The organism is Pseudomonas palmensis, from assembly GCF_017848315.1.
Classification (GTDB): Bacteria; Pseudomonadota; Gammaproteobacteria; order Pseudomonadales; family Pseudomonadaceae; genus Aquipseudomonas; species Aquipseudomonas palmensis.
The window spans coordinates 21,588-35,918 of record NZ_JAFKEC010000030.1 but is presented as its reverse complement, the minus strand read 5'-3'; the positions used below and the strand labels follow the sequence as shown (position 1 = coordinate 35,918).

Genomic DNA, 14,331 nt, shown 5'->3' with positions numbered 1-14,331 from the left:
CCCGCTGGAGCCAGCCCATCCTGCCATGGCCCAGACCAAGGAAGGATCGCCATGCCCCAGCCCCCCAACCCACAACGCGCGCAGCTTCAGGACATTGCGCGCCAGCTCGTCGTCAACTGCCCGGACATGCGCCAGATGGCCCGTGAGGTGGCCGTCGACGCCCTGAAGAAGTTCGCCCGCAGCAGCCTCGATCCGGACACCGTGTACCTGCACCGTTTCAAGGCGGCCCAGTCCAACCCCAGAAGCTTCAGCGGCTGGGAGCACCGTGACCTGCCCTACCAGTCGCTGACGTTGCCGCAACTGGTGATGCAGCGCTTCGACGCCAACGACCAGGACAACGCCGACCTGCTCGGCTACCGCACCGGCTTCTACCGCGAAGGCGCGCATGCCGGGGTGTTCGACGAACGCAACGAAGTCCCCATGGCACCGGCCGATGTGCTGCGCTACTTCTGGCAGATCGACTTCAGCTCGGTCTTCAAGCAGAAGATGCAGGCGTTCTGGGCCAACAGTGCAGAGGCGTTTCGCAGCATGGCCAAGGCCAACTTCCTGAGCAAGGTGGTGGAAGCCTGCGAACACGCAGACCTGCCCGAACAGCGCAAACGCTACCGCCTGCTGGCCCGGGCACTGGCCGGCGTCACCGACTGGCCGCCCACCCTCGAACAACTGCAGCAAACGCATGTTCCCGACCAGGGGGTGCGCCTGCATGCCTTCGACATCGGCGGCTACGTCGCCAGCGACATGCTGCGTGCCGTGCTGCCCGATGGCTACCAGGTGCTGTACATGCCCGGCGAGGTCACGGCCCTGCACCTGTTTGCCAACCCTGCGCAGCTTTACTGGTGGGTGCTGCAGAACACCAATGCCGCAGATAACCGCGCGCGCCTGATGGCCCACTTCGCGTTGTCCAGCCATGCCGAAAACCCCGCCGGGGTCGGGCTCGAGCATCTGATCGACCTGCTGTTCTCCAACTGGGCCGGCAGCGCACACGATGCCATCAACCTGCTGGACAAGCCGGTCGACCAGGATGCATTCAGCTACCTGCGCGATGCGGCGCGACAGCGCATGAGCGACGACGCGCACTTCGCCCTGCGCTCCAACGCCGACCTGCGCAAACAGATGTGGGTGGCGGACCTGCACGCCTTTACCCGGTTCGCCGGGGCGATGGCCGCCTTCGACTGGCCGGTTGCACTGGCTGCCGTGGGCGCAGGGCTTGGCGAGACCGGCCTGTCCATCGACGAGGCGATCAACGGCCACACCACTGCCGAGCGCCAGGCGGGCGTCATCGGCGCCGTACTGGCCTCCCTCGACACGCTGTTCAACGCGACGCTGCTCGGCGAGGAGACCGGTGAAGCGATACGGATCGACAGCGAGGTGCCCGCCGTCGCCGAGCCCTATGTGGAGGCCGAGGACGAACCCCTTGCCACTGCCGAGGATATTGACGCCCAGGTGCCCGCCCCCCCTGAGACCGACACCGGCTTCCCAGCGCCTGGCCACCTTCGAGACCAATGCCCTGCTCGATGGCGAAAAACCCGGGGTTGGCAAGATGCAGGGCATCTACTCGCTGGCCGACGGTTTCTATGTAGCGATCGGCGATTTCGCCTACCAGGTGCGGTACGTGGGCGAGCTCAAGAGCTGGGTGGTGATCGACCCGAACGCGCCCTTTTCGTTCTACCGCAACGTGCCCATCCGGCTCAATGCGCAACAGCAGTGGGAGCCCGTCGCACAGGGCCGCCTTCTGGGGGGTACACCGCGCTTTCGCCTGAAACTGTGGGGTCGCAGCGACTACGCGCCACCCCCTGCCGAACGTATCCCCACGCCCTACGAGTTGCTCCCACGCCAGCAGGCACAGCTGCGTTCGGTGGATGACGAACAGCTCAGCGGCATTACCTACCGGGCCAATCAGCCACACCTGGAAGAAGCCTGCGACCTGTTTCGCAAGCTGCGCAGCAAGCTGCTGAACGATGCCAAGGAGTACCTGAGCACGGTGGAGCTGCCGCCACGCCCGCAACTGCCGCTGTTCGAAAGCAACCCGGCGCCCAAGCAGATCCTGCGTGGTTGCTACTCCCGCTGCGACGGCGTGGTGATCGGCGAATGCCACGCACACCTGGGCAGCAAACGCTTTCTGATCGACAACATGGCGCAACTGCGCAAGCAGAAGGTCAAGGTGCTGTACCTGGAGCATCTGCTGACGGACTTTCACCAGGCCGACCTCGATGCGTTCAACCGCACAGGCAACATGAGCCAGCACCTGCGCGACTATGTGGCCGAACTGGACCGAAGCCAGGCCACCGACAGCAGCGGACGCTATACCTTCCAGCAGGTGATGCTCACCGCACAGGCCAACCAGGTCCGCCTCCAGGCCATCGACTGCATGGCCAGCTATCGTCAGGCCTGGCTGGCCACCCCGCCGGGCCCGATCCGCCAACAGATGATGAACTTCTTTGCCCATCGGGTCATTGCAGCAGACCAGGCCCTGCACCCCAGCAGGTGGATCGCCTTCGTGGGCAACACCCACACCAATACGTTTGACGGCGTGCCAGGGCTTGCCGAGCTGCAGGGCGCCATCGGCCTGCGCATCGAAGACATCGAGTGCGGGCTGCCTGTGCGATTCGGCGTGGACCCCGGTATCCAACCCGACCAGTCGGCCAACCTGGCAGCGGTCAAATGCGACCTGCTGCTGCAGGTGCCCATTGCTCCCGCACACGGCGTGGCACGCACCCTGGAAGAAAAGCTGCGCGCTGTCGGCTCCTTCAGTTTCACCCAGGTGGAGGGGACCTTGCAGATGATCCACCGCAGCAAGGACCTGACGCTGCACTACACCCCCATCCAACGGGACGGCACGTTCTACTACATCGATCGGGCGAGCTGGCCACGCGTGGACAAGCGCCGCATGCCAAGCCTGGCGCAACTGTCGACCCTGGTGACATCCAACGGGCTGACCTTCGTGCCACTGTAACGGCGCCGCCCAGCTTTGCTTGCTGCCTGGACGGCCCGGGCTGGCTGGGCGGCCCGCACTACTTACTTACCGCACGCTGCTCGCCGCCCCCGGCCAAGCTGGCCCCTCGCCCCTGACACGGAAGTATCGCCATGCCCCTGACCGCCCAACAGACCCACGACCACGAACAGCTGCAGAACCTGGCCCGACAACTGGTCAAGCATTGCCCCGACATGCGCCAGATGGCCCGCGAAATCGCCAGCCATATCCTGAAGAAACACACCCGCAGCACGCTGGACCCGGACGCGGTGTACCTGCACCGGTTCAACACCGCGCATAGCAGCCCGCGCACCTTCAGCGGCTGGGAACACCTCGGCCCGCCCAGCGAATCGCTGACACTGCCGCAACTGGTGATGCAGCGTTTCGATGTCAACGACCAGGACAACGCCGACCTGCTCGGCTACCGCACCGGCTTCTACAGCCGCGGGCCGGGCACAGGCCTGTTCGATGAGCGCGATGAAGTGCCGATGGCCCCGCGCGAGGTACTCGACGAGCTGTGGAAGGTCGACTTCTGCAGCGCCTTCCACCAGGACCTGACCCGCTTCTGGGCCCGTCATTCGGACAACTTCCGCACCCTGGCCAAGGCCAACTTCCTGAGCAAGGTGCTCGAAACCTGCGCGCACCAGACCGACCCCGCCCGCCTGGCACGCTTGCGGCGGGTGGCCACTGCCCTGGCCGGTGACGCCAGCTGGCCGCCCTCGCTGAGCCAGTTGCAACAACAGGCCAGGCCGGTGGCGGGGGTGCGCCTGTGCACCTTCGACATCGGCGGCCATGTGGCCACCGATATCCTGCGGGTGGAACTCGACGACGGTTACCAGTTGCTCTACATCCCGGGCGAGGTCGACGCCCTGCACCTGTTCGCCAACCACAGCGAGCTGTACTGGTGGGTGCTGCACAACACCAATGCGGCGCAGAACCGCGCACGCTTCATGACCCACTTCGCCCTTGCGGACCGCGGCGAAAAAGCCAGCGCGGTGGGGCTCGAGCACCTGATCGACGTGCTGTTCAACAACTGGGGCGGCAACGGTCACGACGCACTCAACCAGTCGAACACGACCGTGCATGGCGACGGGTTCACCCACCTGCGCGATGCAGCGCGTCAGCGCATGATCGACGATGCGAACTTCTCGCTGCGCTCCAACGCCGACCTGCGCAAGCAACTGTGGATCGGCTACCTCAAGGCCTTCGGCACGTTCGCCAGTGCCATGGCCGCGGTCGACTGGCCGGTAGCGCTGGCTGCCGTGGGCGCCGGGCTGGCCGAAACCGGCCTGAACATCGATCAGGCGGTCAACGGGCACACCACTGCCCAACGCAAGGCCGGCGTGATCGGCGCCGTGCTGGCGGCCATCAACACGCTGTTCAATGCCACCCTGCTCGCAGGCCCGGCCGTCACCGGTGAAATCGCCGAGATCGAACCCAGCCTGGACGCGGGCACGCACACTGCACCCGTCGAGCCCGAACACTCGCCAATGGCCACCCCGGCGGAACTCGCCGAGTGGGCGCCTGCGCCGCTGATACCGGCCGAGCGCTCGCAACTGCTGGCCCCGTTCGAAACCAACGTGCTGCTGGACGGGCACGCCACCGGCAGCGGCAAATTCCAGGGTATCTACACCCTGGACGATGGCTTCTATGCCCAGATAGACGGGTTCCCCTATCACGTGCGCTACATCGGCGAGCTGCGTTCATGGGCGGTGGTCGACCCGCAAAACCCCTACTCGTTCTACCGCAACGTGCCCATTGGCCTGAACGACGAAGGCGTATGGCAACCGCTGGAGCAGGGTCTGAAAGGCGGGGCGCCACGCTTTCGCCTCAAGCTCTGGGGCCAGGCCCAGGTACCCGCGCCCGGCCCGGAACGCGTGCCCACCCCCTATGAAGTCGACAAGGCGCTGCAGCCCGAATTGCTCAAGGCCTCCAACGGTGGCGAGGAGTCGAACCTGAGCGGGCGCACGTTCTCCCCCAACAACCCCGCCCGCGAACAGGCCTACGCGCAATTTCGCACCTTGCGCGACCTGCTGGTCGACGACGCCGAAGCGTTTTTCAGCACCGCAAGCCTGCCGCAGCGGCCACCGCTGCCAACATTGGCTGCCGATGCCAGTGCCAGGCAGATCATTCGCAGCGTGTACGAAAACAGCGAGGGCCTGGTGGTCGGCGAAGCCCATTCACAACTGGGCAGCAAGCAGTTTCTGATCGAGAACATGGCCCTGCTCAAGCAGCAGAAGGTGCGGGTGCTGTACATGGAGCACCTGATGACCGACTTCCAGCAGGCCGACCTGGACCTGTTCAACCAGACCGGGCAGATGCCCCAGGCACTCAAGACCTACGTGACCGATCTGGACCGCGGCTGGCACACCGACCCCGCCCAGCGCTACACCTTCATGCAGGTGATCAGGAGCGCGCAGAAACAGGGCATCCGGATACAGGCCATCGATTGCATGGCCAGTTACCGCCAGGCATGGATGGGCCCCCGACCACCCGCGATTCGCCAGAAGATGATGAACTTCTTCGCCCACCGCGTGATCGCTGCCGACCAGGCTGCCCATGGCGCCGGCAAATGGGTTGCACTGATGGGCAACACCCACGCCAACACCTTCGAGAGCGTGCCCGGGGTCAGCGAACTGCAAGGTGTGATCGGTGTGCGCGTCGAGGACATCGAAATCGGCAGCAGCGCAAGCGTGGGCCGCGACCCGGGGCTTTACGCAGTGGACGACGGTATCCGCGAAACCCGCGTGCAGGGCGACCTGCGCCTGCAGGTGCCGATTGCCCAGCCGCCCTCGGCCTCGGGCACGCTGGAAAGCCGGCTGGCCAAACCGGGGGCGTTCGGCTTCAAGGACATCGACGGCAAGATGACCCTGATACACCGCAGCAAGGACCTGGCGCTGCACTACACGCCCATCGCAAGGGACGGTGAGTTCATCTATATCGAACGCGCCAGCTGGCCATGGCTGGACAAGCGACGCCTGCCGGACCTGTCGGAAATGGCCTTCCAGCTGTCCCGGTACGGCTTGAAGTACGTGCCGCTGTGACGCCAGGCAGGCGGCGATGAAAAAAGGGCAAGGCCGCCTGGCCTTGCCCTTGCTTTCGCCTCGCGGCAACCGGGCCGCTAGGCCTGGTGCGTCAACTAGTGCTTGAACATCACATGGCGCACGGTGGTGTAGTCCTCCAGGCCATACATCGACATGTCCTTGCCATAGCCGGAGAGCTTGGCGCCGCCGTGGGGCATTTCGCTGACCAGCATGAAGTGCGTGTTGACCCAGGTGCAGCCGTATTGCAGGCGTGCGGCCAAACGGTGGGCGCGGCCCACGTCGCGGGTCCAAACCGAGGAGGCCAGGCCGTAGTCCGAATCGTTGGCCCACGCCAGGGCCTGGGCCTCGTCGTCGAAGGCGGTGACCGTGACTACCGGGCCGAAGATCTCATGGCGCACCACCTCGTCGTCCTGCCGGGCGCCGGCAAGTACGGTCGGCTCGAAGAAGAACCCTGGCCCGGCGACACGCTGGCCACCGGTCACCACCTCGATGTGCGACTGCTCGCGGGCGCGCTGCACAAAGCCTTCCACGCGCTCCAGATGCTGCTGGGTGATCAGCGGCCCGAGCTCGGTGTCAGGGTCGTCCTGCAGGCCGTAGCGGATGCTGGCCACCGCCTCGCCGAGCTTCTTCACGAACGCCGCGTACACGCCCTTCTGCACATACAGGCGGCAGGCGGCGGTGCAGTCCTGGCCGGCATTGTAGAAGCCGAAGCTGCGCACGCCTTCGACCACCGCATCGATATCGGCATCATCGAACACGATCACCGGGGCCTTGCCGCCCAGCTCCATGTGCATGCGTTTCACGCTGTCGGCGGTGCCGGCGATGATGCGGCTGCCCGTGGCCACCGAGCCGGTCAACGACACCATGCGCACCTTGGGGTGCCCGGTCAGGGGCTTGCCGACACTCGGGCCGCGGCCGAAGACCACGTTCACCACGCCTGCCGGGAAAATCTCCGCCATCAGTTGCGCCAGCTTGAGGGTGGTCAGCGGCGTCTGCTCGGACGGCTTGAGCACCACGGTATTGCCTGCGGCCAGGGCCGGCCCGAGCTTCCAGGCGGCCATCATCAGCGGGTAGTTCCACGGTGCGATGGAGGCCACCACGCCCACCGGGTCGCGACGGATCATCGAGGTGTGCCCTTCCAGGTACTCGCCGGCGGCACTGCCTTGCAGGCAGCGGCTGGCACCGGCAAAGAAGCGGAACACGTCGGCCACCCCCGGCAGCTCGTCGTTGAGCGCCGCCGCGTAGGGCTTGCCGCAGTTGTCCGCTTCCAGGCGCGCCAGCTCCGGGGCGTGGGCGTCGATCGCATCGGCCAGTTTGAGCAGCAGCAGCGAACGGTCCTTGGGGGTGGTCTGCGACCAGCTGTCGAACGCCGCATCCGCAGCGCACACCGCGGCATCGACCTGGGCCAGGCTGGCCTCGGGGATCTCCACCAGAGTGGCCCCCAGGGACGGGTTGAGCACCGCCAGGGTTTCGCCTTCACCGGCGATGAGTTGTCCATTGATCAGCAGGCAGGTTTGCATGGGTTCTCCTGTGCGGCGAGGTTGGCCGCCGCCATAAAAAAGTCGCAAGCGCCCCGTGCCCGCAGCCGGGCTGCGCACAGGGGGAGCATTACAGGGGGGGCAGGCGCCGGGCGCCCGCAGGTTCAGAGTGCGGCTTCAGGCACTGCCGTGCTGAACAGCCGGGTGCGCCAGGCCAGGTACACCAGCCCCAGCAGCACCCAGCAACAGCCGAGAATCAGCGCGTCGGCATCCAGGCTGATCAGCATCCAGCCCGAGGTGAAGGCGCCGGCCAGGGGGAAGATCACCCCGCGGACCACGCCGGCCTTGTCGCCGATGCTGCGGTCGAAGGTCAGTTTCAGTGCGCACAGGTTGACCGAGGTGAAGGCCAGGAAGGCGCCGAAGTTGACCAGCGAAGTAGCCGTGGCGATGGTCAGGCCGAACCCGACGAAACCGAAGGCCCCGCACAGGGCGATGTTGAATACCGGGGTCCTGTAGCGCGGGTGCAGCACGCCGAACAGCTTCTGCGGCAGCTGGTTGTCGCGGCCCAGGGCATACAGCAGACGCCCCACGCTGGCCTGGAACGACAGGCCGGCGGCGAAGTGGGCAATGATGATGCCGGTGAGTACCACGCCGAAGAACAGGTCGCCACCGATGGTCTTGGCGATTTCGAAGGCCGCGCCGTCGATGTTCTCGAACAGGCCCGCCGGGTGCGCCAGGTACATGAAGTACGAAGAGCCCACGTACAGGCTGCCGCCGATCAGGGCCACCAGCAGGATGGCACGCGGGATGGTGCGCTCGGGCTCGACGGTTTCTTCGCTCAGGGTCGACAGCGCGTCGAAGCCCAGGAACGAATAGGCGGCGATCGCGGCCCCGGCCATGGTGGCCGAGAACGGCACGTCGGCATTGAAGAACGGCTTGACCGAGAGCAGACCGCCCGGGCCGTTGATGGCCGACACGTAGTGCCAGCACAGCGCGATGAACACCGCGATGATGGTCAGCTGGATCAGCATCAGGATGATGTTGAAGCGGTTGGCGACCTGGATGCCCAGGATGTTGAGCAAGGTGGTGGAAACGATGAAGCCGGTGATCCAGCACCACTGCGGTACATCCGGGAACGCCAGGCTCAGGTAGCTGGCCCCCAGCAGCCAGATCAGCATCGGGATGAAGAAGTAGTCCAGCAGCGCGGCCCAGCCGACCATGAAGCCGATGCCAGGGTTGAACACCTTGCGGGTGTAGGTGTAGGCGGAACCGGCCGCCGGGAAGATCCGCACCAGGCGCCCGTAGCTCAGGGCGGTGAAGATCACGCCGATGGAGGCCACCACATAGGACAGCGCCACGGTGTTCTGGCTGGCCTGGGCGATCACGCCATAGGTGCCGAACACGATCAGCGGGGCGATGAAGGCCAGGCCGAACAACAGCACGGACACCGGCCCGAGGGTCCGGCGCAGGTGCGCGGAGGAAGTCGATGCGCTCATGGTTAGGGCCTCAGGCTGCGTAGGTGTAGGCGGCGCGGATCACGTCGAGGTAGCTCTCGACTGACATCTCCTTGGCGTTGCTCGCATCGGAAATGTTGCTCTTGGACTTCTCTGCGATGGCCAGGAAGTCCTCCTCGCGCACCCCGGCCACATCGGCGAAACGCGGAATACCCAGCTCGCGGTTCATGCGGAACAACTGCTCCACGCCCGCTTCGGCGGCAGCGCTGGCGCCAAGATTGGGGTCGATGCCCAGGGCATAGGCGACATCGGCATGGCGGCGCAGGTCGGCGTCGCGGTTATGGCTGAACACGAACGGCAGGAAGATCGCGTTGCCCACCCCGTGCGGGGTGTCGTACATGCCGCCGATGGCTTCGGAGATGCAGTGCACGCTGGCGATGTCGGCATTGCCGAAGGCCATGCCGGCAATCAGGCTGGCGATCAGCATCTGTTCGCGGGCCTCGCGGTTGTTCGGCTCCTGCACGGCGGGCTTGAGGTACTGCGCGATCAGGCGAATGGCATGCAGGGCCAGGCCGTCGCTGATCGGGTTGGCCGGCTTGCCGGTGTAGGCCTCGATAGCGTGGGTCAGCGCGTCCATGCCGGTGGCGGCGGCGATGTGCGGCGGCAGCGTGGCGGTGATGTCCGAGTCGAGCAGCGCCAGAACCGGGCCGATGCGGTAGTCCAGGATGCTCATCTTGAACTGGCGGCGGGTGTCGGTGATCACCGAGAAGAACGTGACCTCGCTGCCGGTGCCTGCGGTGGTCGGGATCGCCACGATTGGCAGCACCGGGCCCTTGAGGGTGAAGGCACCTTCGTAGTCCTCGACCTTGCCGTCGTGGGTCAGCAGTACGCTGATCGCCTTGGCCGCGTCCATCGCACTGCCGCCACCCACTGCCAGCACGCCGTCGATGCCCTTGCCGCGATACAGCTCGGCGGCGCGGTTGACGTCTTCGCTGCGCGGGTTGGGCTTGACGTCGACGATCTCTTCATAACGCACGCCGGCCTTGTCCAGGCTGGTATAGATGCTGTCGAGCAGGCCGGCGTTCTTCACGCCCGGGTCGGTGACCAGCAGCACGTGGCGCAGGCCCAGGTCGGTCAGGTGCTCGCCGGTACGCTGGCGCAGGCCAGGTTCCATGACGATCTTGGTGGGTAACAGAAACTGGAATTGCATCGGTAGGTTCCTCTCGCACTGGGGCGCACTTGCAATGTTGTAGTTATGGCAGACGAGTCAGAGGGGCCGCCTGGGCGGTGGGTGTCTGGTTATTGTTGTGGCGGTTGCCGATCGCCGAAGCCGATGGACCGCTTGTCCAGGCGCTGCACGGTGGGCACAGGCCGGTATGGGGCCAGACACTAAGACACGGGTAGCGGATCGACAATTACTAAAAACTCAAGGGAGCATTCGATTAAATCGAATGCTCCCTTGCACCGGGGGTAGCGGCCTACAGGTGCTGCCCGTGGCGCGCCATGATGTGCCGCACCACGCTGTAGTCCTGCAGCGAGTCGCTGGACAGGTCCTTGCCGTAGCCCGAGCGCTTGAGCCCGCCGTGGGGCATTTCGCTGACCAGCATGAAATGGCTGTTGATCCAGGTGCAGCCGTACTGCAGGCGCGCCGCCACCTGCATGGCCTTGTCCAGGTTCTGGGTCCACACCGACGAGGCCAGGCCGTATTCGGAGTCGTTGGCCCAGTCCACGGCCTGGGCCAGCTCGTCGAAACGGGTCACGGTGACCACCGGGCCGAACACCTCGCGCTGGACGATCTCGTCGGTTTGCCGGCAGCCTGCCAGCAGCGTCGGCTGGTAGTAGAACCCGGGCCCGGCATGCATCGCCGCACCGGTGACGCACTCCACGTGCGGCTGGCTGAGGGCGCGCTCGACGAAGCTGGACACCCGGTCGCGCTGGCGCGTGCTGATCAGCGGGCCGATCTCGTTGTCGGCATCGTGCGCGCCGGCATAGCGAATGCTGCTGACCGCAGCCCCGAGTTCGGCCACCAGCCGGTCGTGGATGCCGGCCTGGGCGTAGACCCGGCACGCCGAGGTACAGTCCTGCCCGGCGTTGTAGTAGCCATAGGCACGCACGCCCTCGACCACCGCCTGCAGGTCGGCATCGTCGCAGACGATCACCGGGGCCTTGCCGCCCAGTTCCAGGTGGGTGCGCTTGAGGGTTTTGGCCGCTGTGGAGAGGATCTTCTGCCCGGTGACGATATCGCCGGTCAGCGAGACCATGCGGACCTTGGGGTGGCCGACCAGGTGAGCGCCGACGTTCTCGCCACCGCCGCAGATGATGTTGATCACCCCGCGCGGCAGGATCCGCGCCAGCGCCGGCGCCAGGGCCAGGATCGACAGCGGGGTGTGTTCGGACGGCTTGAACACCAGGGTGTTGCCTGCGGCCAGGGCCGGCGCGATCTTCCAGGCGGCCATCATGATCGGGTAGTTCCACGGCGCGATCGATGCCACCACCCCGATCGGGTCGCGGCGCACCATGCTGGTGTAGCCGGGTACGTATTCGCCGCTGAGCTGACCGGTCTGGCAGCGCACCGCGCCGGCGAAGAAGCGGAACACATCGACGGTGGCGCTCAGGTCGTCCTTGCGCGCCAGGTGCAGCGGCTTGCCGCAGTTCAGCGCTTCGAGCCGGGCGAAGGCGTCGGCGTGCTGCTCGATGGTACTGGCGATCTCCAGCAGCAGGTTGGAGCGCTGCTGCGGCGTGGTGCGGGCCCAGCCGGCGAACGCGCGGTGGGCGGCCAGGATCGCGGCCTCGGTCTGCTCGGCGCTGGCTTCGGCGATAGGGGTCAGCACCTGGCCGGTGGCCGGGTTGAGGATCGGCTCGACGACGCCCTCGCCTGCGACTAGTTCGCCATCGATCAGGAGTGCGGTGGACAACGGGGTCTGCGCGACTGGCATGTGCAGGGTTCCTTCTTGTGGTGTGGCCATGCGGCTAAAGGGATGACTTGCGCCCGCCGTGGGGCTGCTCGCGGGCGACCGTCAGAAACGGGTCGACCAGCGCCGGGCGCGCCGTGCCGCGGCGCCAGGCCAGGCCCACGTCGAGGGTCTGGGTCAGGTCGGCAATCGGGCGGGCCTCGATGATGTCGCCTTCCAGCGACCACGGGCGGTAGGTCATGTCAGGCTGTATCGACACCCCCAGGCCCGCTGCCACCAGGCTACGCACCGCCTCGGTGGAGGCCGTGCGCAGGGTGATGCGCGGCTGCAGCCCGGCCTGCGCCCACTGGCGCTGGGCGGTGTGGTCCATCTCGTCGACGTTCAGCTGGATCAGCGACTCCCGGGCCACGTCGCCCAGGTTGATGCTGTCGTGTTCGAGCAACGGGTGCTGGGCCGGTAGCCACAGCCGGTAGGGCGAGTGGGTCAGCACCTCCGATTGCAAGGCGTGACGGTCTTCGAGGTTGGAGAGTATCAGCACGCCCACATCGATTTCGCCGCTGACCAGCAGGTGCTCGATGTACGGTCGCTCGTCTTCCATCACGCGGATTTCGACGTTGGGGTAGGCACGCTGGAAGCGCGTGAGCAGGTCGGCCAGGTAGTAACCCGCCACCAGGCTGGTCACCCCCACCACCAGCTGGCCGGCGACCTGGTCGGTGCTCTGCTGCAGGCTGCGCTTGGCGTTGTCCACCGTGGCCAGGATCAGGTGCGCCTGGCGCAGGAACTGATGGCCCTGGTGGGTCAGGTGCATGCCCTTGGCGTGGCGATTGAACAGGCTCACGCCGATTTCCTGTTCCAGCTGCTGGATGGCCAGGGTCAGGGTGGACTGGGAGATGTACACCGCCTGGGCCGCAGCCGAGATCGAACCGGTCTCGGCCACGGCAATGAAGTGGCGGATCTGACGCAGAGTCATCATGGGCATTACCCGGTACGTTGTTTTTATAGATGTGGGCGAGTGTATATCTTTTTTATCGATGGCTTGGTGAAAACCGCCGCGCCTGTGGTTCAACGTGAAACCTCGTGGGCGGCCCCGGGTGGTTACAAAAAGGTGCGTACTTGTGGGGATCTGGCGCCCGCCCTAGATTGCCCGCCTCAATCACTGGAGTACCGAGCCATGCGCACCCTGATCATTCTCGCCCACCCCAACCTGGAAAAATCCGTCGTCAACCAGGCCTGGTTGAAAGCCCTTGAAGCCAGCGACATGAACGTCACCCTGCACCGCCTGTACGAGGTGTATCCCCAGGGCGGCGCGCTGGACGTGGAAGCCGAGCAGGCACTGGTTCGCGCCCATGACAGCATCGTGTGGCAGTTCCCGTTCTACTGGTTCAGCACCCCGCCGCTGCTCAAGCAATGGCAGGACGAAGTGCTCACCCACGACTTTGCCTACGGCCACGGCGAAGGGCAGCGCCAGCTGGCGGGCAAACGTGTTGGCATGGCGATTTCTGCCGGCATCAGGCAAGACGATTACAGGGCCGGCGGGCGTTACAGCTACAGCCTGGACGAACTGCTGCGCCCGCTGGAAGTCACCCTCCGCTACATCGAAGCACTGCCGGTACGCCCGTGGGTGTTCTATGGTGCCGAGTACGCCATCGACCCGGCGGAGCTGGAGGCCAACGCCGAAGGTTACCTGGATTACCTGCGCCAATTTGCCCAGGCAGCCTGAGTTCAGCCTTCGGCGGGCGCCGGCGGTGTCTCGGTGGCGAGCGCATTACCTGAATGCAGGGCACCCCACTGGCACATCGCATCGATGATCGGCTGCAAGGTGCGGCCGTGCTCGGTCACCCGATACAGCACCTTGGGCACCTTGCCAGGGAAGGCTTCGCGCTCGACCAGCAGATCGCCCTGCAACTCCTTGAGTTGCTCGGTGAGCACCTTCGACGACAAGGGGCGCATCAGGCGCAGCAGCTCGCCTGTGCGCTTGGGGCCTTCCATCAGGTGGCACAGGATGGAGCACTTCCAGCGCCCGCCGATGGCCTCGATGGTAGCGTCGATGGGAAAGTTGAACACGCGGTTGACCATGTACTTCTCCTGACAAAAGGCGCGTAGCAAAAAGCCCGCAGTTACGCGGGCTTTCGGCTGTAGGTCGCTAGCGGGTTCCGGCGAATGCCGGACGCCCGATCATTCCCACTCTATTATCAATTGACCACCCAAGCCCAAATAAATAAGCATTTATAGGCAGCCAAAAATAAAAAGACCATAAAAAATGCCATGCCAAGCCAAAACCCGGTCAGGAAGCGGGGTCAGTGCCGCTCGCGGCAAAGGCGGCCGATAGCTGCCGCTCCAGGATCGCCAACTCATGAGCGTCCCCATCACGTTCGACCTCAACCATTAGCGCCGCCGCGTACGGCGGATCTGCCTGGAAAAGCTCTGCCATTGCTTCATCGTGGCTACGATCTTTCATCACTTACCTCATGG

11 protein-coding genes are annotated in these 14,331 nt (G+C 65.5%); 4 read left to right on the top strand and 7 right to left on the bottom strand.

Annotation, left to right across the window (positions count from 1 at the left end; translation table 11 throughout):
• The first annotated feature begins 51 nt into the window (after positions 1 to 51).
• From JZZ72_RS16495 to JZZ72_RS16485, 3 genes are all read left to right on the top strand, one after another.
• Entirely contained in the window at positions 52 to 1,863 is a 1,812-nt protein-coding gene (locus JZZ72_RS16495; RefSeq protein ID WP_210014719.1) for a dermonecrotic toxin domain-containing protein, read from the top strand.
• Positions 1,823 to 2,953, top strand: coding sequence for a membrane-targeted effector domain-containing toxin (locus JZZ72_RS16490; protein WP_210014718.1), 1,131 nt, complete (start codon positions 1,823 to 1,825; stop codon positions 2,951 to 2,953). Before JZZ72_RS16495 ends, JZZ72_RS16490 begins: the two co-directional genes overlap by 41 nt.
• 131 nt (positions 2,954 to 3,084) lie before the next feature.
• Positions 3,085 to 6,015: a membrane-targeted effector domain-containing toxin gene (locus JZZ72_RS16485; RefSeq protein WP_210014717.1), complete on the top strand. Its 2,931-nt coding sequence runs from the start codon at positions 3,085 to 3,087 to the stop codon at positions 6,013 to 6,015.
• Positions 6,016 to 6,110: 95 nt separating this feature from the next.
• On the opposite strand, the gene JZZ72_RS16480 is transcribed toward JZZ72_RS16485, so the two are convergent.
• The 5 genes from JZZ72_RS16480 to JZZ72_RS16460 form a co-directional block, all read right to left on the bottom strand.
• On the bottom strand, positions 6,111 to 7,535 hold the full coding sequence (locus tag JZZ72_RS16480) for a gamma-aminobutyraldehyde dehydrogenase (protein WP_054915058.1): 1,425 nt from the start codon (positions 7,533 to 7,535) through the stop codon (positions 6,111 to 6,113).
• Positions 7,536 to 7,657: 122 nt separating this feature from the next.
• The gene (locus JZZ72_RS16475; protein WP_043860646.1) at positions 7,658 to 8,989 is read right to left on the bottom strand and encodes an APC family permease; all 1,332 of its coding nucleotides are present in this window, start codon (positions 8,987 to 8,989) and stop codon (positions 7,658 to 7,660) included.
• A gap of 10 nt (positions 8,990 to 8,999) precedes the next feature.
• Positions 9,000 to 10,157 carry an iron-containing alcohol dehydrogenase gene (locus JZZ72_RS16470; protein WP_058541452.1) on the bottom strand — a complete coding sequence of 386 codons (1,158 nt, stop codon included), beginning with the start codon at positions 10,155 to 10,157 and terminating at the stop codon, positions 9,000 to 9,002.
• Positions 10,158 to 10,425: 268 nt separating this feature from the next.
• Complete coding sequence (locus tag JZZ72_RS16465; RefSeq protein WP_043860648.1) at positions 10,426 to 11,883, bottom strand: gamma-aminobutyraldehyde dehydrogenase; 1,458 nt, start codon at positions 11,881 to 11,883, stop codon at positions 10,426 to 10,428.
• Between the two features lie 34 nt (positions 11,884 to 11,917).
• A complete protein-coding gene (locus tag JZZ72_RS16460) occupies positions 11,918 to 12,832 on the bottom strand; it encodes a LysR family transcriptional regulator (RefSeq protein WP_058541552.1) in 915 nt (304 codons plus the stop codon).
• Positions 12,833 to 13,030: 198 nt separating this feature from the next.
• On the opposite strand from JZZ72_RS16460, the gene JZZ72_RS16455 reads away from it, so the two are divergent.
• The gene (locus tag JZZ72_RS16455; RefSeq protein WP_043860649.1) at positions 13,031 to 13,579 is read left to right on the top strand and encodes an NAD(P)H-dependent oxidoreductase; all 549 of its coding nucleotides are present in this window, start codon (positions 13,031 to 13,033) and stop codon (positions 13,577 to 13,579) included.
• A 2-nt stretch (positions 13,580 to 13,581) separates the two neighbouring features.
• Here the strand turns inward: JZZ72_RS16455 and JZZ72_RS16450 are convergent, their stop codons facing one another.
• Together JZZ72_RS16450 and JZZ72_RS16445 are read right to left on the bottom strand one after the other, a co-directional pair.
• The gene (locus JZZ72_RS16450) at positions 13,582 to 13,935 is read right to left on the bottom strand and encodes a winged helix-turn-helix transcriptional regulator (RefSeq protein ID WP_043860650.1); all 354 of its coding nucleotides are present in this window, start codon (positions 13,933 to 13,935) and stop codon (positions 13,582 to 13,584) included.
• A 208-nt stretch (positions 13,936 to 14,143) separates the two neighbouring features.
• Entirely contained in the window at positions 14,144 to 14,317 is a 174-nt protein-coding gene (locus tag JZZ72_RS16445; RefSeq protein ID WP_210014716.1) for a hypothetical protein, read from the bottom strand.
• Positions 14,318 to 14,331: the final 14 nt, after the last annotated feature.